General features: G+C 57.5%; 18 protein-coding genes and 1 tRNA gene. 5 read left to right on the forward strand and 14 right to left on the reverse strand.

Annotation, left to right across the window (positions count from 1 at the left end; translation table 11 throughout):
* The 4 genes from gcvPA to VMU57_RS13500 all read left to right on the forward strand — a co-directional run.
* A partial coding sequence (gene gcvPA / locus VMU57_RS13485) for an aminomethyl-transferring glycine dehydrogenase subunit GcvPA (RefSeq protein ID WP_325384244.1) occupies nucleotides 1-1189 on the forward strand: 1189 nt, incomplete at its 5' end.
* A gap of 2 nt (nucleotides 1190-1191) precedes the next feature.
* Nucleotides 1192-1536, forward strand: a complete 345-nt coding sequence (locus VMU57_RS13490; RefSeq protein WP_325384246.1) for a hypothetical protein — start codon at nucleotides 1192-1194, stop codon at nucleotides 1534-1536.
* Nucleotides 1537-1538: 2 nt separating this feature from the next.
* Nucleotides 1539-3086: an aminomethyl-transferring glycine dehydrogenase subunit GcvPB gene (gene gcvPB, locus VMU57_RS13495; RefSeq protein WP_325384248.1), complete on the forward strand. Its 1548-nt coding sequence runs from the start codon at nucleotides 1539-1541 to the stop codon at nucleotides 3084-3086.
* Nucleotides 3087-3353 (forward strand): hypothetical protein, encoded by a 267-nt coding sequence (locus VMU57_RS13500; protein WP_325384250.1) that lies wholly within the window; start codon nucleotides 3087-3089, stop codon nucleotides 3351-3353. It begins immediately after the preceding gene.
* A gap of 3 nt (nucleotides 3354-3356) precedes the next feature.
* On the opposite strand, the gene VMU57_RS13505 is transcribed toward VMU57_RS13500, so the two are convergent.
* Entirely contained in the window at nucleotides 3357-3923 is a 567-nt protein-coding gene (locus VMU57_RS13505; RefSeq protein WP_325384252.1) for a DUF2911 domain-containing protein, read from the reverse strand.
* 116 nt (nucleotides 3924-4039) lie between these two features.
* On the opposite strand from VMU57_RS13505, the gene VMU57_RS13510 reads away from it, so the two are divergent.
* A tRNA-Arg gene (locus tag VMU57_RS13510) sits at nucleotides 4040-4116 on the forward strand.
* Between the two features lie 72 nt (nucleotides 4117-4188).
* Here the strand turns inward: VMU57_RS13510 and VMU57_RS13515 are convergent.
* The 13 genes from VMU57_RS13515 to rfbF form a co-directional block, all read right to left on the reverse strand.
* Nucleotides 4189-5793, reverse strand: a complete 1605-nt coding sequence (locus VMU57_RS13515) for an MFS transporter (protein WP_325384254.1) — start codon at nucleotides 5791-5793, stop codon at nucleotides 4189-4191.
* 250 nt (nucleotides 5794-6043) lie between these two features.
* Entirely contained in the window at nucleotides 6044-7525 is a 1482-nt protein-coding gene (locus VMU57_RS13520; RefSeq protein WP_325384255.1) for a multiheme c-type cytochrome, read from the reverse strand.
* Nucleotides 7526-7794: 269 nt separating this feature from the next.
* Nucleotides 7795-8196, reverse strand: a complete 402-nt coding sequence (locus tag VMU57_RS13525) for a DUF2237 domain-containing protein (protein ID WP_325384257.1) — start codon at nucleotides 8194-8196, stop codon at nucleotides 7795-7797.
* Nucleotides 8197-8204: 8 nt separating this feature from the next.
* Complete coding sequence (gene rocD / locus VMU57_RS13530; RefSeq protein WP_325384259.1) at nucleotides 8205-9446, reverse strand: ornithine--oxo-acid transaminase; 1242 nt, start codon at nucleotides 9444-9446, stop codon at nucleotides 8205-8207.
* A 148-nt stretch (nucleotides 9447-9594) separates the two neighbouring features.
* The gene (locus VMU57_RS13535; protein WP_325384261.1) at nucleotides 9595-10728 is read right to left on the reverse strand and encodes an alkaline phosphatase family protein; all 1134 of its coding nucleotides are present in this window, start codon (nucleotides 10726-10728) and stop codon (nucleotides 9595-9597) included.
* Between the two features lie 74 nt (nucleotides 10729-10802).
* On the reverse strand, nucleotides 10803-12440 hold the full coding sequence (locus tag VMU57_RS13540; RefSeq protein ID WP_325384263.1) for an ABC-F family ATP-binding cassette domain-containing protein: 1638 nt from the start codon (nucleotides 12438-12440) through the stop codon (nucleotides 10803-10805).
* A 317-nt stretch (nucleotides 12441-12757) separates the two neighbouring features.
* On the reverse strand, nucleotides 12758-14275 hold the full coding sequence (locus VMU57_RS13545) for a DEAD/DEAH box helicase (RefSeq protein ID WP_325384265.1): 1518 nt from the start codon (nucleotides 14273-14275) through the stop codon (nucleotides 12758-12760).
* A gap of 311 nt (nucleotides 14276-14586) precedes the next feature.
* The gene (locus VMU57_RS13550; RefSeq protein ID WP_325384267.1) at nucleotides 14587-15648 is read right to left on the reverse strand and encodes an NAD-dependent epimerase/dehydratase family protein; all 1062 of its coding nucleotides are present in this window, start codon (nucleotides 15646-15648) and stop codon (nucleotides 14587-14589) included.
* Between the two features lie 97 nt (nucleotides 15649-15745).
* Entirely contained in the window at nucleotides 15746-17536 is a 1791-nt protein-coding gene (locus VMU57_RS13555; RefSeq protein WP_325384269.1) for a thiamine pyrophosphate-binding protein, read from the reverse strand.
* A 28-nt stretch (nucleotides 17537-17564) separates the two neighbouring features.
* Complete coding sequence (locus VMU57_RS13560; protein ID WP_325384271.1) at nucleotides 17565-18233, reverse strand: HAD family hydrolase; 669 nt, start codon at nucleotides 18231-18233, stop codon at nucleotides 17565-17567.
* Nucleotides 18233-19030, reverse strand: a complete 798-nt coding sequence (locus VMU57_RS13565) for an aldolase/citrate lyase family protein (RefSeq protein WP_325384273.1) — start codon at nucleotides 19028-19030, stop codon at nucleotides 18233-18235. The genes VMU57_RS13560 and VMU57_RS13565 overlap by 1 nt, the downstream gene beginning before the upstream one ends.
* Before the next feature lie 132 nt (nucleotides 19031-19162).
* Entirely contained in the window at nucleotides 19163-20317 is a 1155-nt protein-coding gene (rfbG, locus tag VMU57_RS13570; RefSeq protein WP_325384275.1) for a CDP-glucose 4,6-dehydratase, read from the reverse strand.
* Nucleotides 20302-20923, reverse strand: a 622-nt coding sequence (gene rfbF / locus VMU57_RS13575; RefSeq protein ID WP_325384277.1) for a glucose-1-phosphate cytidylyltransferase, incomplete at its 5' end; no start/stop codon positions are given. The genes rfbF and rfbG, both read right to left, overlap by 16 nt.

Here is a 20923-nt window from a genome sequence, read left to right on the forward strand (position 1 = left end):
GATTCTGGACCGCTTTCGCGCCTTCTCGGAGAACAACGCCACTGGCTATTCGAGCTTTCTCGGTGCGGGTGTGTATCGGCATTACCGGCCCGTCATCATCGACTCGCTGGTGCAGCGCGGCGAGTTTTTGACCAGCTACACCCCCTATCAGCCGGAGATCGCGCAGGGCACGCTGCAAGCCATGTTCGAGTTCCAGACCATGATCTGCGAGTTGACCGGCATGGAGATCGCGAACGCGTCGATGTATGACGGTTCGACTGGTGCAGCCGAGGCCGTGATGATGGCGGTGCGCGTAACTGGACGCGATGGCGCAGTGGTGGCTCGGACTGTGCATCCGGAATATCGCGAGGTGCTGACGACCTATGCGCAGCATCAGGAGATTCCGGTTACCGAAGTTGGCTACGAGGCAAATGGCCGTGTCGATCTGGTCGCACTCGATGAGGCGATCACAAGCGATACGGCGTGCGTGCTGATTCAGTCGCCAAACTTCTTCGGCACGATTGAGGATGTAACCGCAATTGCCGAGATTGCACACAAGAAGGGCGCGCTGCTGATCGTGTCGATTGCCGAGGCAGTATCGCTGGGCATCGTGAAGCCGCCGGTTGAGGCCGATATTGTCTCGCTGGAGGCGCAATCGCTGGGCGTTGCTGTGGGATATGGCGGTCCCTACTGCGGTGTCATCGCGTGCAAGGAAAAGTTTCTGCGCCAGATGCCGGGACGCTTAATCGGCGAGACGAAAGATGTGAACGGAAAGCGGGGATTCGTACTGACCTTGTCTACTCGCGAGCAGCACATTCGCCGCGAGAAGGCCACTTCAAATATCTGCACCAATCAGGCATTGGTTGCGCTGATGACGACGATCTTTTTGACCGTCTATGGCAAGCAGGGGATGAAGGAGCTGGCAGAGCAGAATCTGGCGAAGGCGCATTATGCTCAGACAGCTTTGGGTTCCGGCGCGAAGGTGTTGTTCGATGGTGCGCCGCGCTTTCATGAATTTGTGCTGGAGCTACCAGAGAGTGCGGAGGCGACCAATGCCGCACTCCTTGGCGAAAAGATAATTGGCGGTCTGCCATTGCAGAAGTGGTACCCCGAGCTTGGGCCGAACGCTTCGTTGTGGTGTGCAACCGAGTTGACGACGCGGAAACAGATTGACGCAGCGGCAGCAGCGCTCGCAGGCAAGAAGGCTTAACCGTGGACATATCTGCAATTATTGGCGAAGAGCTTGTCGCGGTAGAGTTTGTCGAGGACTACCTGCAACTCCGTTTTGTCGCGCCTCTGTTCACGCTGCACGCATGGCCGCATGTTCTATTTCCCGATTTTTCACTCGCGTATGGCGAGCCTGAGTATCGCAACGCGCTCTGTGCACAGATCGGTGAAAAGGTTACGGCAGCATCGCTTGAAGAGAGCGATGCCTTGACGATTGAGTTTGAAAACGGCACGGTGTTTGGCCTCTCGTTGCGCGAGGAAGATGTGGAGGGATCGGAGTCGGGCAGCTACTCCGAGACCGGCAGCGCAGTTGATGCGCAGGAGTTTTAACGATGGCAGATGAAAAATTCGTAGGTACGCCGAAGAAGGCGACGACGCATGTCAATCAGAATGAAGATTTGATCTTTGAGAAGTCTTCGCCCGGCAAGAAAGCCTATCGGCTGGCGGAACTGGATGTGCCGGCGATTGATGCTGCTTCCCTGCTGGGCGCCTCGGCGCGGACTGATCTGGGTGTGATGCCGGAGCTGAGCGAGATCGAGATCATTCGCCACTTCACGCGGCTTTCGACGTGGAACTATGCGATTGACCTTGGCATGTATCCGCTGGGCAGCTGCACGATGAAGTACAACCCTCGCGTGAATGAAGCCGTGGCGCGGCTGGAGGGCATTGCGGAGGCGCATCCCTATCAACCGGAGTCGCTATCGCAGGGCTGCCTTGGCATCATGAAGTTGCTGCAGGACTGCCTGGTCGAGATCACCGGCATGGATGCGATTACGCTGCAACCAGCGGCGGGCGCGCATGGCGAGTTTACCGGCATCCTTCTGGTCCGGGCCTATCACGAGAGCAAAGGCAATGCGCGGAAGAAGATCCTTATTCCTGACTCTGCTCATGGGACCAACCCTGCTACTGCTGCAGTTTGCGGTTATGAAGTTGCGAACCTGAAATCGAACGCTCAAGGCATGGTCGATATCGCCGAGCTTGAGCGCATGGTCGATGAGGACACGGCAGCGTTGATGCTGACCAATCCCTCGACCATCGGCGTCTTCGAGAGTGAGATTCACAAGATCGCGGATATCCTCCACGCAAAGGGTGCGCTGCTCTATATGGATGGCGCGAATATGAATGCGCTGGTCGGGAAGACTCGCCCCGGTGATTTCGGAGTGGATGTCATGCACCTTAATCTGCACAAGACTTTTTCTACGCCGCACGGCGGCGGTGGGCCAGGATCGGGACCGGTGGCCTGCAAGAAGATTCTGGAACCGTTTCTGCCTACGCCGGTTGTTGTCAGTCGCGCTGATGGAGCGCTGGGGCTGGAGTATGACCGCCCGCAGAGTGTGGGACGAGTGCGAATGTTCTACGGCAATTTCGGCATGTTCGTGCGCGCGCTTGCCTACATTCTGGCCAATGGGCCGGATGGCCTGCGGCAGACGACCGAGGATGCGGTACTGAACGCTAACTACATCCGTGCCAAGCTTGATGGTACGTTCGAGCTGCCCTACAAGACACCTTCTCTCCATGAAGTCGTCTTCAGCGACAGGCTGCAGGCCAAGAATGGCGTGAAGACCGGAGACATGGGCAAGCGGCTGATCGACTACGGCTTCCATGCTTACACGGTTTCGTTCCCGATGATCGTCGCCGGAGCGATGATGATCGAGCCGACTGAGAGCGAGTCTCGCGAAGAGCTTGACCTGTTGATCGATGCACTGAAGCAGATTGCGCGCGAGGCAGAGGAGAATCCCGAGCTGGTCAAGACGGCTCCGCACACGACGCGGGTGCAGCGGCTCGACGAGACGACGGCTGCGCGCAAGCCCGTACTGCGCTGGAAAGGGCCGGTGGCCTCGTCCCCTTTAGTGGCCGACACTGCCGCGAAGGAGTGGTAAGTGTCCATCTTCTATGATCGCCAGCAGGAGCTTGAACGATACGAGTTCATGATGGGCGAGGCGCGGGGACGACTGGCGGTCACGCTCGATGCGCTGACCGATGCGCTGATTCTGGTGGGACAGCATGGAGTTTACTGCGCGAGCACACGGAACCCAGCGGTTCCGGCGCTCGACTTGCAGGCTGTTCTGGCGAACATCAACGGAGCGAAAGAACTGGTCTCGTCCGTGATGGAAAAACTGCGATTGGAGAAGGAAGCCGCGGAGTAGTCCTTATTCTGCGGTAACGTTGACGTACTCGTCTATCGTGCCCCATTTGACATGCAGTTCGGTACTGTTTCTTTTGGTGTGTTCAAAAGAGATGGACATCTTCTCCTGAGATGCGGGTAGGGTCTTGCTCTTCATGGGCGTGCGGCCAAGGTCCTGATTCTCGTTGTAGACGGTGCCCCACTGGCCTGTCTGCTTGTTGATGATGAGGAGCCAGGTGTCGGGGCTGGGCAACGTATAGATCGTGTAGGTCCCGGCAGCAACGTCGAGCGTTCCTACCTTCAGATTCGCCTTGGTAATCAGGGTAGTGGCTGGGTTGGCCCCTGTGCGCCAGACTTTGCCGTAGGGATCCTCGCCACCGATCATCTTGCGGCCACGGAGTGAGGGCGCGTTATAGTGAATGACGATCTGCTTCCCGCTGAGGGTGACTTTGGCGATGGCGGCTGGGCTGAGCAGGGGCTTTGCGGAGGCCGGGGCGGGCATATCGTTCATGCGGTCCGGCATTTGAGCAGTGAGGCTCGCGGTAGCAAGTACGGCCGTACAAGCCAGGGTTGCGATAGAGCGGAAGAACATGGATTGATACCTCTTTGCCGGATTTCGCTTTCACGGATTTCCGGATGGTGATTCGATGTTGTACCGCGGCGGCGAGGCTGTCAACCGTCGCAACGATCATGCTACGCTAGAGGAACGCACCCGTAGCTCAGCTGGATAGAGCGGCAGCCTCCGAAGCTGTAGGTCAGAAGTTCGAATCTTCTCGGGTGCACCACTTTTTTATTGCCATCCCGCTTCCTCTCCCCACCGCCGAATCGTTCGCAGAGCAAGACTGCCTTCCCATTGCTCAGTCCGCGCCGAAGGGCATGCCGTCTGCATCTGTGACCGTCGCCTGCTCCAGCTCGCGCAGGTCGCGCAGATGAGTTTCGCGGCCAAGAACGAAGATCAACAGCATCGACAAGACACAGGGAACGGCAACCGCTCCGGCCGCTATGCCCAGGGCCGGAACGAGTGCCAACGCTCCCAGTCCCTGTGCGAGCAGCCCGCCGCTTTTGCTGAAGCCTGCGACCCAACCGGTAGCGCGGCCACGCACCCGAAGCGGGTAGCTCTCTGCCGAGTAGGGCAGAAGCATGGAGATAATTCCGCTGGTGCCGACGATCAGCAGCGCCACCGGGATAACGGGGCTGGAAAGAATCTTCACTCCACCTATGTCGCGCAATACGATCGCTATCAGGCCCAGCGTGGTGACTCCGACGGCGAGGATCAGCGTACGCTTGGTGCTCCAGATGCTATAGAGCCACGCCGCCAGCACAATAGTGGGCGCGGCGATGAGCGTAGAGCGCGCAATGAGACTGCTGGCGGCGCCCATGCTGCGGCCCTCGCGCATCAGACTGCCGGGCAGCCAGAGCAGAACACCGAAGTTTACGAATCCCACACAGAGCGCGGTGAGCGTAAGCGCGCAGGTCAGGCCCACCAGGCTGCGCACTTTTACCGGGGCCATTACGGACGGGAGGCGCGGAGAGGCGGCCGGCACAGTGCGCGTGATGTCGACGGCGATGCCGAAGCGGGCAAGCGTCTCGCGCGCCTCCCGGAGACGGCCCATACTTTGAAGGAAGCGAGCCGACTCCTGCAGCACCGGGCTGACTGCAATGAGAATAAGCGCGATGGGGAGATTGATGAGCCACATGATGCGCCAGCCGAAGTAAGGCTGCAGCAACGCCGACAACATGCTGGTAGCGAAGTAGCCTCCGATGGAGCCGATGCCGCCGATCAGCACCAGGCACCACCCGCGGTGCCTGGTCGGCATAATTTCGGCAAGCAGAGCGTAGGCCACAGGCAGCATGCCGCCGGCGCCAATCCCCATTACGAAACACATGAAGATGTTCCAGCGGAACGATGGCATGCATCCACAGATGGACGTTCCCATGAAGATGACGGCTGCGAGCAAAATGGAGGCTCTGCGGCCGTACAGGTCCGCCAGCATGCCCCACAGAAACGACCCGAGCGTGGTTCCGAGTAGAGCGAAGAAGGGCAACACGGCCACACCGGCAAAGGAGAGGCCGTACTCGGCGCGCATTCCGGGAATGACGAAGCCGAGCGAGGCGGCCTTCATCACGTCGATGATAAGCGCCGTGGCGAGGACGATTATCTGTATCCAGTGGGCGCGGGTTAGCGGCGCGCTCTCAGGCGGTTCGATCTCTTCGTAGGCAATGTTTCCTTTAGTGCGACGGGGCATAAGCCCATAGGCAGCGGCGGCAAACCCGGCGACGATCAGCCCCATGCCGATGTACATCCCTGTCCCCATAGGCATGCCGACCAGCTTGAAGTGGTTTGTCCGCCCCATCAGAAACATGGGCAGGTGCAGGAGCACGCCGACAGTCACTGCAACGCAACCACTCCAGAATGCAAACGCATGGCCCCAACTCGAGAACAGCGACGCTTTTCGCGTCATAATTCTTCCTCTTTCCGACTGTATCGACGCACAAAGCCGACACATCTATTCTGCAACTAAGACCGGCGCGGCTTACGCGTGATGGAGAGCTGCCGTCGCATCGCATGCTTGCCTGCCGTCATCTCCGAGAGCAGGCGAATCACGCAAACGCTAAACCATGGCACCATCACTTCATCGTTTGGCCGATAAGGATCCTCTGGAGTCAGTCTAAGAATAATTCTGCACCGTATCCAACTCAATGCAAATCAATTTACTTCAGACGAGCTGTGCACGAACTTGTCTGTTGCAACCGGTTCGTCAGTTCGCGGGAGCCCGGGTTGTACTTGAGCGCTGTCTCAATCGTAGAGCGGGCCGCTGTTCCGTTGCCCAGCAGGCATTCGACCGCCGCCAGGTTCATGGCAAGTCCGAGCGAATCCTGATTGCGATTGAAGACCGGCTGCAAAAGCGCAAGCGCGCCTTGCAGGTCTCCCGTCCTGACCTCTACAACGGCGAGATTTGACGCCGCAGTCTGGTCAGTTGGGCTTAGCTTCAAGACATTGCGAAACAATTCGCCGGCAAGCTGCGAGTCACCGCCTGTTCCAGCGAGGATGCCCAGCGATCGCAGCACTTGCACATCGTCAGGGTTCGCCTGGTGTGCTGCGGTCAACGTTGTGTAAGCCCGCTCGCGATCGCTGCTGTGCCCTTCCATTGCAGCGGCGTAGTAAGCCAGCGCCAAGTCTCGCGGCGTAGAGGAGGGAGAGAAGATAGCCACCAGATCGTCGCTCCGAACCGGGCTCGCATCCGCCAGATTCATCGCGGGATGCCGGAGAATGCGATGGTCTGTCCAGGCCACGTGAGGAATATTTTCGGCCTTGCTGCGCGGCATGTGGCAGCTTGTGCAATCCGGGTTCTCGGGATGGTGTTCTCGGACAAATGAGGGCTGGTTGTGACAGGCGAGGCATTTGCCTCGATAGAAAGCAACGCGTTCGGCAGCGGGGGGTGTGTAATGCGGATCATGACAGCTGGTGCAGGACATCTTGCTGCCGCTCGCGCGCTTGCACATGCTGGTGTTGAACTGCTCTACCTCGCTTACTCCGCGCGCGGTAGCGTCTGCGCTTACATAGACAAAGTAGGAGAGATAGCGCGAGATCGATTCACCGGGCTTAAAGTCGACCGGCGAGCGGCCATCTTTTTCGACGGAGACATCGCCCTCCAGATGACAGCTCATGCAGATGGAGTCGCGCCGCTCTGGATCGAGCGTAGCCGGGTTGACAACAGCCGCCTTACCGCCAGTGAGCACATGCTCCCTGGTATCGCCGTGGCAGCTCTCGCAGGTAATGCCACCGGAGTGAAACGGCTCTTCGGAATAGTGGTTCAAGCTGCCAGGGTCGCTGTGCTGCACGCCGCTCATGTGGCAACGCAGACAGGTTGCCTCCATGGGAATCGCCGGCGGCATCTCGCGCAGTCCGCCAAAGCCGGGCTTCATGTCATAGCCGTTCGCGCTGGTGTAGTAAGCTGCAGGCGACTCCAGCAAATACTTATTGAGCGAGTAAAGATAGGTGATGCCCAGGTGTCCCGAACCTAAAAAATAATCCAGCTTCATGCGGCCTTTTGCCGGGGGAGTCTGCGGATCGTCAAAGTCCAGCCACGCTGCGCCATCTTCTGCGTGGATGCGATATTTTGTGCCGGAAGAGGCGTTAGTGAATTCGCCAGGGATCAGGTGATCCATTGCCAGACCACTCGCGTTTGCCATCGGCGTATCCAGATACTTCCTGAATATCTCCGCGTGGCATTTGGCACAAACGGCATCAGCCTGCTTTACAGGCACAGCCGCATGCAAAGCCTGGGCTAATATTCCCGCGAAAAGAAGGAGCAGCCAGAGCGGTCGGGCGGTCCGCAAGCGAACCGAATGCTTTTTCGTACTGTCTGCTCGCAACCAGCCTCTCACGCTATCCTCGCGCAGCCCATATCAACCCTTCTCATACTAACCGCAGGTTGGCTGGCCGGTGCAGCGAGATGCGGCTAGTGGAGCTGGTCTGGAATGACGGCGTACTGGATCAGCAATTCGAAAGGAACAATCTTGAGAGTATTCTCATGCGTTGCTTCGAGCACTACGGGACAGGCTGCTCCCGCTTGCTGCACCTGAAGCCAGCGGGCAGCGCAGACGCACCAGCGGTCGCCCGGCTTAAGGCCGCTGAAGCCATAGTGCGGCATCGGAGTGGAGAGGTCGTTGCCCAGCGCCTTGCTGGCAGCCAAAAAGCTCTCGTCGACGACGCAGCAGATGGTGTGCACCCCGAGATCGGCGGGGCCGGTGTTGCAGCAGCCATCGCGGAAGAAGCCCGTCATCGGGCTGCAGCCACAGACCGCGAGCGGCTGGCCTAAAACATTTTTCCCAACAGATTTGGCAGATTCAGCTTCGAGCATGGGTTTCCTTAGAGACTTTCGAGGACAGATTGGATGCGATCAAGCGCCCAGAGGAGATCCTGCTCTTCGATGACGAGCGGCGGAGCGAGGCGAATGACGTTGTCATGCGTCTCCTTGGCCAGAATGCCTTCGCGCATCAGCGCCTCGCAGACAGGGCGGGCAGGACCGTCAAGCTCGATGGCAGCCCACAGACCACGTCCACGAATCTCGCGGATATGGGGGCTTACAATCTCGCGCAGGCGCTTGAACATAATTGCTCCCAGGGTGGCAGAGCGGCCAGCAAGGTCTTCTTCGACGATGACCCGGAGTGAGGCGCGGGCCACAGCGCAAGCCAGCGGATTGCCGCCGAAGGTGCTGCCGTGATCGCCGGGATGCAGAAGGCCGAGAACTTCGCGCGAACTGAGGACGGCGGAGACAGGATAGAAGCCTCCGGCGAGTGCCTTGCCGACGATGAGCATATCGGGCGTGATGCCTTCGTGCTCGTAGGCGAAGAGCTTGCCAGTGCGACCAAGGCCGGACTGGATCTCATCGGCGATGAGGAGGACGCGATTCTGTTTGCAGATATCCGCGGCCTCTTTGAGGAAGCCGTCGGGCGGCATCAGGATGCCAGCCTCTCCCTGAATCGGCTCGACGAGGAAGGCGGCGGTATTGGGCGTGATGGCGGCACGCAATGCGGCGGCATCGCCGAAGGGGATGATCTTGAAGCCCGGCAGGAAGGGCCCGAAGCCGTCGCGATATTGGTTGTCAGTGGAGAAACTGACGATGGAGATGGTGCGGCCATGGAAGTTGTTGGCGCAGACGATGATCTCCGCCTGATTTTCCGCCACACCCTTGACCTTGTAGGCCCACTTGCGAGCAAGTTTGAGAGCGGACTCGACGGCCTCTGTACCTGAGTTCATCGGCAGCGTCATGTCGAAGCCGGTAAGGTCGTGAATCTCCTTGTAGAAGAGCGGGAGCTGGTCGTTGCGGAAGGCGCGCGAGGTGAGGGTGACGCGTTGCGCCTGCTCCAGCATGGCGGCGAGGATACGCGGGTGGCAGTGCCCTTGATTGACGGCGGAGTAGGCCGCGAGGAAGTCGAGATAACGGCGACCCTCGACGTCGTAGACCCAGACGCCCTGGGCACGCTCAACGACAACATCGAGCGGCTTGTAGTTTTTGGTACCGTACTCGTCTTCGAGCCGGATGTATTCGGCGGTGGGAAGTTTCTGCTGCTCGCTCTGAGTATCGTGCTGGAGGGTGCTGGCTGCCATGACTTTCGCCTTTTTTGTGTCTGGTATCTCCCTATTATTTCACGCGGAGCGCGGATGGCGCTGCAACCGGACAATCCATCCGCCGGGAATTGCCTTATCGCCACGTTGGACGGCTATCAGAAAAGCTGGACTGTATCGCGGCTAAACCTCAGTGGCTGACCAGAATGCCGGGCAATGGCTGGCCTGCGGCAGGCGTCTGCTTGTTCCAATCTTTGCCCACCAGCCTGGCCACGGTCGCGGCAATCTGACTCTGGGTAACGGGCTTTCCGCCGGAAATCTCTCCGCTGTGCGGGATGCCGGGGCCCATGGCGGCGATGAAGATGTACTTCGAATCAGGAATCTTCTGACCATGGCTCTTCCACTCCACCGGAGCGTCGCCCCGGCCGTGGTCGGTGAGCAGGATCAGCGTGGTGTGGTCGCGGTAGTCGGGATTGGCCTGCACGAACTCCCACAGGCGCTGCAGGTACCTATCGACACGATTGGCTGCTTCAAGGTAGCGGCCGTAGCTGCCTGCGTGGGCCAGTTCATCGGTGTCGCCGAGAGAGAGATAAAAGAGCCGTGGATGTTTCGCTTCGAGATATTCGAGCGAGGTGTAAAAGGTGGGGGCGTCGAAGGTCTCGTCGTCCCAGAGGCGCGGCGTCTCCGCTTTGAGATGATTGAGCAGGTCGAGCCGTGGCGTCATGGGAATGGATGTCAGCGGATCGAAGCCTGCGTTGTCGGTAAAGCCGCAGCGCTGGCGATTGAAGGCATCGGCAATCACACTCCATGCGCCAAAGGCGGCTGTCTTGCCGGTGAGGCCAGACTGCTTGTTCAGCCACTCGAAGACAGTGACGTTGGGATTGGGCGTAGGGTCGTTGGAGTTGATGCGTGGATCGGCGCGGCCTGTCAGGGTTTCGTTGTAGCCGGGGTAGGAAAAGTTGAAGCCATTGGTGACGTGCGCATCCGAACCCTTGTCGCGGTTGCCGTAGATCTCGCCTTCGGGAACGATATGGCTCCAGAGAAACGGCATCAGCGCGGCGCGTGCCTGCTGCGGAGTCGAACGTACATATTGGCGCACCAAAGTATCGACAGGACGATCGTCGTTGTTGGCCTTGGTCAGCAGCGAAGGGTCAGCGCCACGGAAGACCTCCTGCCAGCGCAGACCGTCAGTCATCACCAGAAAGACGTGCTCGTTTGCGGGATCGGCTGACTGGGCGGTGGTCTGCGCCCGCAACGATGTTAACGCTGCGGACGCACCTACGATGGCAAAAAGGACGAAGGTTCGTTTCAGGCAAAACTTCATGCCGCCATGCTAGTTCAGCTTTCGCCGAAATCGACATGTTTCCGAATTTTTAATTCGGTCGGAGTGAACAGCGTCTACTTTGCCGCCATTTGAAGCTGCTGCTGGTATTCCTCGTAGGGACCCTTGTGGTCAGTGATACGGAAGTTGTCGGGGCCGCCCTCGAAGTGCCAGATGCGCGTCCCGGCTTCTTCGATCAAGTCCTGGTCGTGGGTGACGAGGAAGACTGTCCCCTCGTACTTCTGAATGGCCTGGTTGAGCGCGTTGATGCTCTCGAGGTCAAGGTGATTGGTAGGCTCGTCGAGGACGAGGATATTGGGCTTCTGCAACATGATCTTGCAGAAGAGCAGTCTCGCCGCCTCACCGCCGGAGAGTGCGTCCGTCTTTTTGAGTCCTTCTTCGCCCTTGAAGAGCATCTGGCCGAGAATGCCACGGATATCTTCCTTGGTGGCCGATGGGTCAAACTGGTGGAGCCAGTCGCTGGCCGTCATGCCTAGTTCGATCGAGCCCTTGTGGTCCTGCGCGAAGTAACCGATGGAGACCTCGTGGCCCCACTTGACGGAGCCGGAGTCGATGGAGACATCCTTCTCTTCAACGCCGGGGCCATTGGCCAGCAGGGCTTTGAGGAGCGTGGTCTTTCCTTGCCCGTTGCGGCCCATGAGGATGACTTTGTCGCCACGCTGGACGGCGGCGGAGAAGTTATTGATGACGTGCTCGAGCTTGCCGTCCTTCTGCTCGTAGGTCTTGTTGACCTTCTCGAACTCGAGGACGTTCTTTCCCGAGGGACGTTCCATCTTGAAGCTGATGAAGGGGCGCGCGATGTTGGAACGCGCCAACTCGGACGTTGCCAGGCGCTCTACTTCTTTTTTGCGGGAGTTGACCTGCGAGCTGCGCGTACCGGCGCTGAAGCGGGCAATGAAGTCGTTGAGCTGGGCGATCTTTTTTTCGCGCTGCTCGTTCTGGCTCTCGATGCGAGTGCGGACGCTGGTCTTCTGGAAGACCATGTCGTCGTAGCCGCCGTTGTAGGTGATGATGGTCTCGTAGTCGATGTCAGCGATATGGGTGCAGACGTTGTTGAGAAAGTGCCGGTCGTGCGAGATCGTGATGACGGTGCCGTTATAGCGAAGGAGGAAGTCCTCGAGCCAGTGGATGGATTCGAGGTCAAGATAGTTCGTCGGCTCGTCGAGCAGCAGAGCCTGCGGATTGCCGAAGAGTGCCTGCGCCAGCAGCACACGGACTTTCTGGCCGCCCTGCAGCTCGGACATGTGACGCTCGTGCAGCTCGTCAGGAATGTCCAGCCCTTGCAGTAGTACGGCAGCATTGGACTCGGCTTCGTAGCCGTCCTCGTCACCGACGATTCCTTCGAGTTCACCAAGCCGCGATCCGTCCTCATCGGTCATCTCGGGCTTGGCGTAGATGACTTCGCGCTCTTCAAGGGCGGCCCAGAGAGCCTTATTGCCCATGATGACAGTGTCGATCACGCGGTAGGCGTCGAAGGCGTACTGGTCCTGCGAGAGAACGCCGATCTTTTTGGGGCGGACGACGTTGCCCTTTTGAGCGTCGATCTCGCCGGTGAGCACCTTCATAAAGGTGGATTTTCCCGCTCCGTTGGGACCGGTGAGGCCATAGCGGCGGCCCTGGGTGAAGGTGACGGAGACATCCTCGAAGAGCAGCTTCGAGCCGTAGCGCATGGTGACATTGGAGACAGAGATCATGGGATTCCTTCTATTTTACAGGGCTTCGCGTTGCGGTGCCGATCAAGAAGTCAATGCACGAGCAACGCATGGCAAACGCCATCGTAAAAATAGGAGCAAGCGTAAAAACGAGCCATCCATAAACCCCGGTGAGTCCAGGCTGCGGATGCGCAGGACGAAGCTCTAGTCCTTTTCGACGATAGCTGAGAGTTCGCTGAAGCCGGCTATATTTTCGGACATGACTTTAGCGAAAAGTATTGTCCAACTACAGAAACTAAAACGCTGCTCCCTCTCTGCGGCTGGTTGGCAGGCAGAGAGGGAGCGCGATTAGGTTTTTGTTATTGGCCGCGACGAGCTGGGCCAGAGCGGCTGCTGCCGGGACGGCTATTGGGACGGCTGCCTGAGCCTGGCCCGCGACCACCGGAGCTGCGTCCGCCAGAGAAACCACCGCCGCCACTCTTGCCGCGGCTGCGGAAGCCACTGCCGCTTCCCTTCGCCGCCTTGTAGGGGTTGGAAGGTGCAGCCATAGGGGCAACGGGATCATTGCCACGCCATGTGCGGGTTTCGAGCTGCATGAGATTCTGCCCCTGAGCAGTTGTGTCGAGGGGCTGATTGCGCAGTTCCTTCTCAAGGTTCTTATCGGCCTCGCGCCACTCGAACTTTATCTTCAGTTCGCGCTCGAGCTTGCGAGCATCATGCTTTTCCTGCGGCATGACGAACGTGGTCGCAACGCCCTTCTTGCCGGCGCGGCCAGTGCGGCCGATACGGTGAACGAAGTCCTCCGCGGCATTGGGCAGGTCGTAGTTGATGACGTGTGCAATGTCGTTGACGTCGATGCCGCGTGCCGCGACATCGGTAGCAACAAGAACGCGATGCTTGCCGTTCTGGAAGCCCTTCAGTGCCGCCGAACGCTGCGACTGGCTGCGATCGCCGTGAATGACATCGGCATCGTGTCCCAGTCTCTCCAACTTCTTCGAGATACGGTCGGCACCGTGCTTAGTGCGCGAGAAGACGAGGAAAGTTCCTTCCTCTTCACGCAGCATCTGGTCCAGCAGGCCGAGCTTCTGGTCCTGCATGACGGTGTAGACACGAAGCTCTACGCGATCGGACGGCTTGGAAGTCTGTCCGATCTCGATGCGAACAGGCTTGTTGACGTAGTCGCGAACGATCTCGCGGATATTGGCGTCAAGCGTCGCCGAGTAGCACATCGTCTGCCGTGTCTTCGGCACCGCGCCGACGATGCGGCGGATGGCGGGCAGAAAGCCCATGTCCAACATGCGATCCACTTCGTCCAGCACCAGCATCTCAACGGCGTTGATGTTGATCTCGCGACGGCGCAGGAAGTCCTCGAGACGTCCTGGTGTAGCAACGACCAGACGCGGGCCGCGGTCGAGCTGGTCAAGCTGATTGTTCTCCGACAGGCCGCCGCAGACGAGCACGGCATCGTTTTTCGAGCCGGGAACCAGCTTCCAATAGGCTTCGAGCACCTGCATGGCGAGCTCGCGGGTGGGCAGCAGAATCAGGGCGCGAATCGGACCGCGCTTACCTTTCGTGCTGGGGACAGAGTTCGCGTCCATGCGCTCGATCATTGGGATCAAGAAGCTGAGCGTCTTGCCCGTGCCGGTCGATGCAGTGGCGAGGATGTCCGAACCCTCGAGCGCCGGCGGAATGGCCTTAGCCTGAACCGGCGTGGGAATGCTAAAGCCGGCAGTGCTCAAGCGGTTCTTGAGGGAGTCGGAGATGTTGAAATCGGTGAAGCGAACATCGTTTGCGAGGGGGAGGCTGGTCGAGTTCGCGATTGCGTTCACTTCAGTCTGCGGTGTAACTGTCTGTGGTTCAAGAGTTGCGGTAGTCAAGAATAGTCCTTTAGGGAGTTGAAGAGATCGACGAATGGATGCAGGGGTGCCGAAGCACCATGGATTCTGATTATCAGCATTGCTGTCGGTTATCGAAGCGCTGCTGCTGCACGGCGAGACCTGTCCTGTGACGGGCCTTCCAGCCAGAGCAACCAGCGCGGCTTCCGATTTTTTTGAAGGAAGATAAGCGGTGGGGAGAGGCGAATCGCAGTCTCTGGCCAAACCCCGAATTCCATGGAGGGTCTTTGCCTGCGATGCCCGTACTCGGTACTTCCAGAGTACATTTCTACTCTAACACAAAGACTCCCTTTTTACGACATTTGTTGGGAGTTCGTCTTGCCATACCAGTCCGCTGTGCGGCGAATTGCTTCCCGTAGGTCGACGGTTTGTTCAAGACCGAGAATTTGCTTGGCGCGATCGACGGAAGGAACGTAGCGCAAGGGAGGAGCCCCCGAAATGGGATCGCCTGAAAGATGAATGGCGGTGTCAGGATTGAGTGTCGTGGCGACTGTCTGGGCGAGTTCGCTTATGCTGACGCTGTTTGGAGATCCTACATTGATGGGAAGGAGAGAAGGAGCACTGAAGAGCATCGTCCAAAGCCAGATGGCCAGATCAGACGCGTAAAGATAAGACCTTCGAGGTGTGCCGTCACCTGCGACGCGAATGGGGCGTCCGGCGAGGATATCCCCGATAAAGTTGCCGATTGCAAAATGCGCGCCCAGAGGAAGATGCGGGCCGACAAATGCAAAGCAACGAGCGATCTTGATCTCCATCTTCGTTTGCTTTGCATAAAGCGCGCACATTTGTTCCGATACGCGTTTGCCTTCTGCGTAAACCGACGAAGGATCAAGAGGATCAGGGCCACCCCGATAGTCTTCCCCCATGTGAACGATATCGAAGGGCTGAGGACCATACACAGCGCCCGAGCTGGTGAGAAGCAACTTTGTTGTGCCATGGCTGGCAGCGAATTTGAGCGTGCGCTCCGTTCCAGCAAGTATCGTCGTCAGCATCTCCAATGGTTCATCGGCAGCCTGTTTCGCGCTTGCCTCGGTTGCGGCATGGATGACAAAAGAAAATTCACCCTCAGGAAAATCGAAGGTGCGAACGTCGCCCGGAAGGAGAGTAATTGCCGAGTTGGCGGCAAGGTGAGGACATTTGGCGGCGAAGGCAGCGGGGTTACGCGTGAGCACTGTAGCTTCTGCGTTCAGGTCGAGAACGCGGTTGATGTACGCGAAGCTCTCAAGCAGCCAGCAGCCAAAGAAACCGGTGCCACCGGTGAGGAAGATGCGCTGGCTCCGCATCTCCTCCCAAAGCGATCTGGTCTCGCCGAGGATGGAATCGAGATCGGCGATAGGGAGAGGAGGGGCTGTCATAGCGCAGTCTGGCCATTTTCGCAGATAGAAGCATAATTTGCAGACTCATACGTATTCCGGTATGGCCGCAGATTGATCGAATAACTAAGAAAAGGCGTTATACCGGGGGCAAATAACAGAAGACCTCGGCAGCAGTGGCTTCGTCCAGATCGGGTGTCATTAAATGAAGCGGGTTAGATTCCATGCTGCCGGAGGCAGTCACGCGACTGCTGATCTTGGGAAAGTAAGTTTGCTCGGGATCGATTTGGACGAGGAAAGCCGCAGGTCCGGGAGCATCGAAGGCCTCAAGAAACTGAGCATCGGTATGGAAACCGGGCTTGAGTCGTTGCACAGAAATATCGTAGGCGGCAAAGAGCGAATCCCAATGAGGAATGCCCAGGCCAGTACTGGTGTCGCATCCAATGTAGCTTCCGCCGAAGTAATTCTTCTGTGTCATCCGTATAGAAGCATAGCCGTTGTCGTCGAAGATGAATATTTTGAGATTGAGTTGATTGACGGAAACAGTGCCGAGTTCCTGGAGATTCTGGATAAAGCCGCCATCGCCCTCAACGAGAACGGTACGAGTTGCTGTCGATCTTTCGGCGGATGCAGCAAAAGCTGCTCCGATTGCACCACTCAGCCCATATCCCATCGAGGCCAGCCCTTTGTCGTTAAAGAGGCGCTGGCCTTGCTTTACTTGAAAGGTCTGCATCATCACCGTGTTTGCACTTCCGCTGCTGCATGGGATGACCACATCGTCGCTGTTGCAAAGCTCGGATAGCCTAAGGCAAAAGTCGTAGGGTGAGACGAAGCCTGGTCCCGTGTGATTCGCAGGGTCGTTGGGGTTAATGGCCGACCGCACGCTGCGGCAGAAGGTGACCCACTCGCCGTAGTTGGAATAGCCATCCTGCGACGCGATAAATTCGAGTACATCATTGGCATCGCCGTTAACGGGCACGTCCACGTGCGGATGTCCCTTCGCGAGTTCCGCAGGATCACACTCCACCTGCACCACTTTTCCGACAGGAATAAATTGCTGCCAGTTAAATCCGGTCTGCTGCAGGCCAAGGCGTGTACCGAGCGCGATAAGAAGGTCCGCCTGCTGCAACAAAATGTTGGCTGCGCGCTGTCCCCAGGTATTTGGCCGACCGAAGAAAAATGGATGGTCCTCAGGCACGCGATCGATACCATTCCATGTGACCATCAGAGGGACGCCGATGGTGGCGAGGCGATCCAGCACCCTTTCACTCGTCTGACGGTTGATGCCACCCCCGATTAGCAAAACTGGCCGCTTCGCGCTTCTAAGACGAACAACGATGTCCTGCAAGATGGCCGCAGGCACAGGCGAAAAAGAAGCATCTGCAGCATAAAGCGAAGTGGCATTGAGTTGGCTCGGGTTGGTGACCGCGCCTTGAATGTCGAGAGGAATCTCAAGGAAGACAGGCCCTTTGCGACCGCGGCTACCTGATTCTGCGAGACGTGAAAATTCGCGACGGTCAAGGACACTATCAATGAGAACCGACGTCACCGCAACGGGTTTTGCGATGCTGACACCATCAATCTCCTGGATTCCACGCTGACGTATCTGTCCCCGCGCAAGATCAGCTACTTTTACCTGGCCTCCAAGGATGAGCAATTCACGGCTTTCCAGGAAAGCGCCAGCCATTGCAGTGACAATGTTGGTCAGGCCAGGTCCGGCGGTAATCAATGCGAAGGCGCGTCCTTTGACGGACACCTCATTGAAATACTCCACAGCAATCCCAGCGGCAACTTCATGAACAACAGGGGTGCAGACAAACTTGTGGCTGCAGCTTTCCAGCAGATGCATGATATTCCCACCCGCTACGAAAAAGCAGTGCGTATATCCAAGTTCAGACAGCCATGCAGCCAATTGATCGCTGTATTTCATGATGTTTCGATACGTCCTTCAGTTTGAATTATTGCTTCGCAAAAAGCGATGTAAGCTCAGAAAAGCCTATGACGGTGCGGTGCGGTGCATTGGCCGTCCCGTATCCGTAAGCCGCGTAAAAAAAGGGAAGGCCATTCGCCAATGCGGCCTCTTCGTCCTCTCGGGTATCGCCCATCATGATGGCAGGCTGCAACCCGATCAATTGCTGCTGCAGAAGTTCGGAGAGCATCTCCGCTTTGCTGCTATAGATTGGAGTACGGTTATCTCGTGTGACAACCTTCTGAAAGAGAAAAGTCAGCCCGAGATGGTCGAGCACCTTTTCCGTGGGAATCCGAGGCTTGTTCGTGACGATGAACATCTTTACGCCTCGCCGATGAAGAGCTCGCAAAGTATCGTCGACGCCGTCGTAAAGAACCGTCTCGCGCCAACCGTCGTTATCGTAGATCGCGCGAAAAGTAAGTTCAATTTTGGCCAGTTCATTTTCAGTGAGCGTCGGTTCCATTCGTGCTGCAATGACGCGAATGGGGGGTCCAATGACAGCGCGTAGATCCATTGCAGGCATAATCCTGCCCGCAGCAGCAAATGCCTCGGAGAGTGAGGCACCTATACCTGGACAAGAATCTATCAACGTTCCATCCAGATCGAACACTATCGCCGGGTTGGGCTCTTTCCCTATAGCTCGTGACCTAATGCTCATTAGCGGTTGAGGACTGCCCAGCGCTTTTCCAGCATATCAATCCGTTTAGAATCTTCCTGCTGAATGCGGCCATAGTATTCCTGCTTGTTGAGCAACCAGAGGAGTTCAAAGTGCACTGCGTTGAGCAACCCTTCATCAATATGCTTCTCGTTAGCAGCATTTGCATCGAAGATGACCTTTCGCGTTTCGAAGCGGGTGAGATGGATGTTCAACATCTCACGCAGAACGGGAATTGAGTCGCTCGATACTCCGCCGCCCACAACCAGGTCAAGCCCGCGGGCTTTGCATGCGGCGGCAGTCTTCAACACATAATCAGTGACTTCCTTGCCATTGATGGCATCACGGCCAAGTCCTGCGGAGAGTGAAAAATCGACTCTGCCGAAGACAATACCGCTCAACTCCGGGGATTTTTTGGTGGCGTCCGCCAAGGCATCAAGCTGGCTAAAGGCATTGATGGTCTCAAGATTAAAGAGAAAGTCAGTCTCATCCTGTTCATCTTTTGAGTAGACCTTGTCGACGGCCTCGGCAAACTTAGAAAGAGCGTAAGTGCTTTCAATCATGGGCGCAATAATGTAGTCGACGCCTATCTGTTTGCTCTCGATGAGGTCTCGCATGGCTTCACAGCCGCCAACCTTCAGACCAAACTTCAGACCGGCCTTACGGCATATTTCAACAAGTCGCAATAGCTCGTCCACGCGCGTGCCTTCGGCCTCAAACTCTGCTTTAACTGCAACATAGCCAAATTCATCTCTCCCTTTTTTAAGAAGCTCCAGCATCTTGCGTTCTTTGGTGTTCATTCGTTCTCCGTATGGTGTTGATGCGCATTGCGTGCGGTCGAAACCTTTACAAACTTCCTGCCCCAAGTTTAGCAGCGACAGAGAATTACCTTCGCGAACTGGATAAGGAAAGGCTGGAAGCGTCAACTCATCTCAGTGATCCTGCTGTGAAGCGGAGACCGCAGATATTGCTTCGTGTTGAGACAAGTTGTGATATCTGGCGATCTGAGACAAAGAAAAGGACTGAATCGATGCGGGAGTGGATTGCCAGTTACGATACCAGGCGACCAGCCAGTCGAGGGCAGTTTCAAGCCGAAGTCTGGGTGCCCATTGAAGATCGTGGTCCGCGCGGGAGATGTCGAGTTGGAGGTAGTTCGCCTCGTGTGGGCTGTCGCGATCCTCGTCGAGGACCCAGGAGGCACCCTCACCCCAAAAGCCAGTCATGCGGTCGGCAATCCAGGAGACAGGGCGTGCATCGCCTCGGTTTGGACCGAAGTTGTAGGCGGTGGCAAAGCGAGCGGCCTCCGGCCCTGGCATGAGAAGTTTCTCAGCCAGCGTGAGATAACCACAGAGCGGTTCGAGGACATGTTGCCAGGGGCGAATCGCATGCGGCCGACGAATACGCACTGGATCCCCAGAGAGAAATCCGCGCACGAGATCTGGAATAAGTCTGTCAGTTGACCAGTCGCCGCCACCGATCACGTTACCGGCTCGTGCTGTAGCGACAGCGACCTGGTGCCCGCCCGGTTGACGAAGTTGTTCAATGGGGAAAAAGGATTGACGATAGCTTGCGGACACAATTTCAGCACAAGCCTTCGAAGCAGAATAGGGGTCGTATCCCCCCAGAGGATCAATCTCGCGATAGGGCCAGCTCCATTCCTTATTCTCATAGCATTTGTCGGTCGTGACGGAGACGACGGCGCGCACGGAGGGAGTGCGGCGAACGGCATCGAGCACACGAGCGGTACCGATGACGTTGGTCTCATAGGTACCGATGGGATCCTGATAGGAGAGGCGTACCAGCGGCTGAGCTGCCATGTGAAAGACTACTTCGGGCGCGAACTCCTGCATCGCGCGGTCCAGACTGGCAGCGTCGCGAATATCTCCGCGAACGTCTTCAAGCACCGAGCCGATGTTTGCGACGTTGAAGAGGCTGGGCGACGTAGAAGGATCAAGCGCATAGCCGCGAACGCTGGCCCCAAGCCAGGAGAGCCAAAGCGCCATCCATCCGCCCTTGAAGCCGGTATGTCCGGTAAGAAAAACTCGGCGGTTCCGCCAGTGGGTGTCAGGAGCTACCAAGTCTTCCATGGCGCCTTTCCTTTACTCCAGAGATCCTCAAGATGCTGCTTGTCGCGCAATGTATCCATCGCTTGCCAGAAACCATGGTGAAAGAAGGCATGGACTTCGCTGCGGGCGACCAGAGATTCAATCGGTTCCCGCTCGAACATCTGCGAATCATCCGTAACGGCATCAATGACCTTTGGATCGAGGACAAAGAACCCTCCGTTGATCCAGCCTCCTTCATCAGACGGCTTCTCCTGAAAGGCGTAGATCTGGGTGTCCTTGAGGCCGAGTGCTCCGAAGCGCGCAGGAGGCTGAACGCTGGTGAGCGTTGCGAGCTTGCCATGAGCCTTGTGGAATTCGATCGACGCTTTGATATCGACATTGGCGACGCCGTCACCATAAGTCATGCAGAAAGGTTCATTGTCCGGAAGATGTTGACGTACCCGGCGCAGGCGTCCACCGGTGCCTGTCGATTCACCTGTATCGACCAGGGTGACGCGCCAGGGTTCAACCACTGAATTATGGACGGTCATCTTGTTTTCGGTCATGTCGAAGGTAACGTCAGAGGTATGAAGGAAGTAGTTGGCGAAGAACTCCTTGATGACATAGCCCTTATAGCCGCAGCAGATA

This window comes from Edaphobacter sp., from assembly GCF_035532915.1.
GTDB lineage: Bacteria > Acidobacteriota > Terriglobia > Terriglobales > Acidobacteriaceae > Edaphobacter.

Excerpts from the sequence above, each read along its gene's own strand:
- gcvPB (WP_325384248.1), top strand. The coding sequence starts at position 1,539 with ATGGCAGATGAAAAATTCGTAGGTACGCCGAAGAAGGCGACGACGCAT.
- VMU57_RS13555 (WP_325384269.1), bottom strand. The coding sequence starts at position 17,536 with ATGAAATACAGCGATCAATTGGCTGCATGGCTGTCTGAACTTGGATAT.
- rocD (WP_325384259.1), bottom strand. The coding sequence starts at position 9,446 with ATGGCAGCCAGCACCCTCCAGCACGATACTCAGAGCGAGCAGCAGAAA.
- VMU57_RS13540 (WP_325384263.1), bottom strand. The coding sequence starts at position 12,440 with ATGATCTCTGTCTCCAATGTCACCATGCGCTACGGCTCGAAGCTGCTC.
- VMU57_RS13520 (WP_325384255.1), bottom strand. The coding sequence starts at position 7,525 with ATGGCAAACGCGAGTGGTCTGGCAATGGATCACCTGATCCCTGGCGAA.
- VMU57_RS13565 (WP_325384273.1), bottom strand. The coding sequence starts at position 19,030 with ATGAACACCAAAGAACGCAAGATGCTGGAGCTTCTTAAAAAAGGGAGA.
- VMU57_RS13535 (WP_325384261.1), bottom strand. The coding sequence starts at position 10,728 with ATGAAGTTTTGCCTGAAACGAACCTTCGTCCTTTTTGCCATCGTAGGT.
- VMU57_RS13550 (WP_325384267.1), bottom strand. The coding sequence starts at position 15,648 with ATGACAGCCCCTCCTCTCCCTATCGCCGATCTCGATTCCATCCTCGGC.
- VMU57_RS13505 (WP_325384252.1), bottom strand. The coding sequence starts at position 3,923 with ATGTTCTTCCGCTCTATCGCAACCCTGGCTTGTACGGCCGTACTTGCT.
- VMU57_RS13515 (WP_325384254.1), bottom strand. The coding sequence starts at position 5,793 with ATGACGCGAAAAGCGTCGCTGTTCTCGAGTTGGGGCCATGCGTTTGCA.
- rfbG (WP_325384275.1), bottom strand. The coding sequence starts at position 20,317 with ATGGAAGACTTGGTAGCTCCTGACACCCACTGGCGGAACCGCCGAGTT.
- VMU57_RS13560 (WP_325384271.1), bottom strand. The coding sequence starts at position 18,233 with ATGAGCATTAGGTCACGAGCTATAGGGAAAGAGCCCAACCCGGCGATA.
- VMU57_RS13525 (WP_325384257.1), bottom strand. The coding sequence starts at position 8,196 with ATGCTCGAAGCTGAATCTGCCAAATCTGTTGGGAAAAATGTTTTAGGC.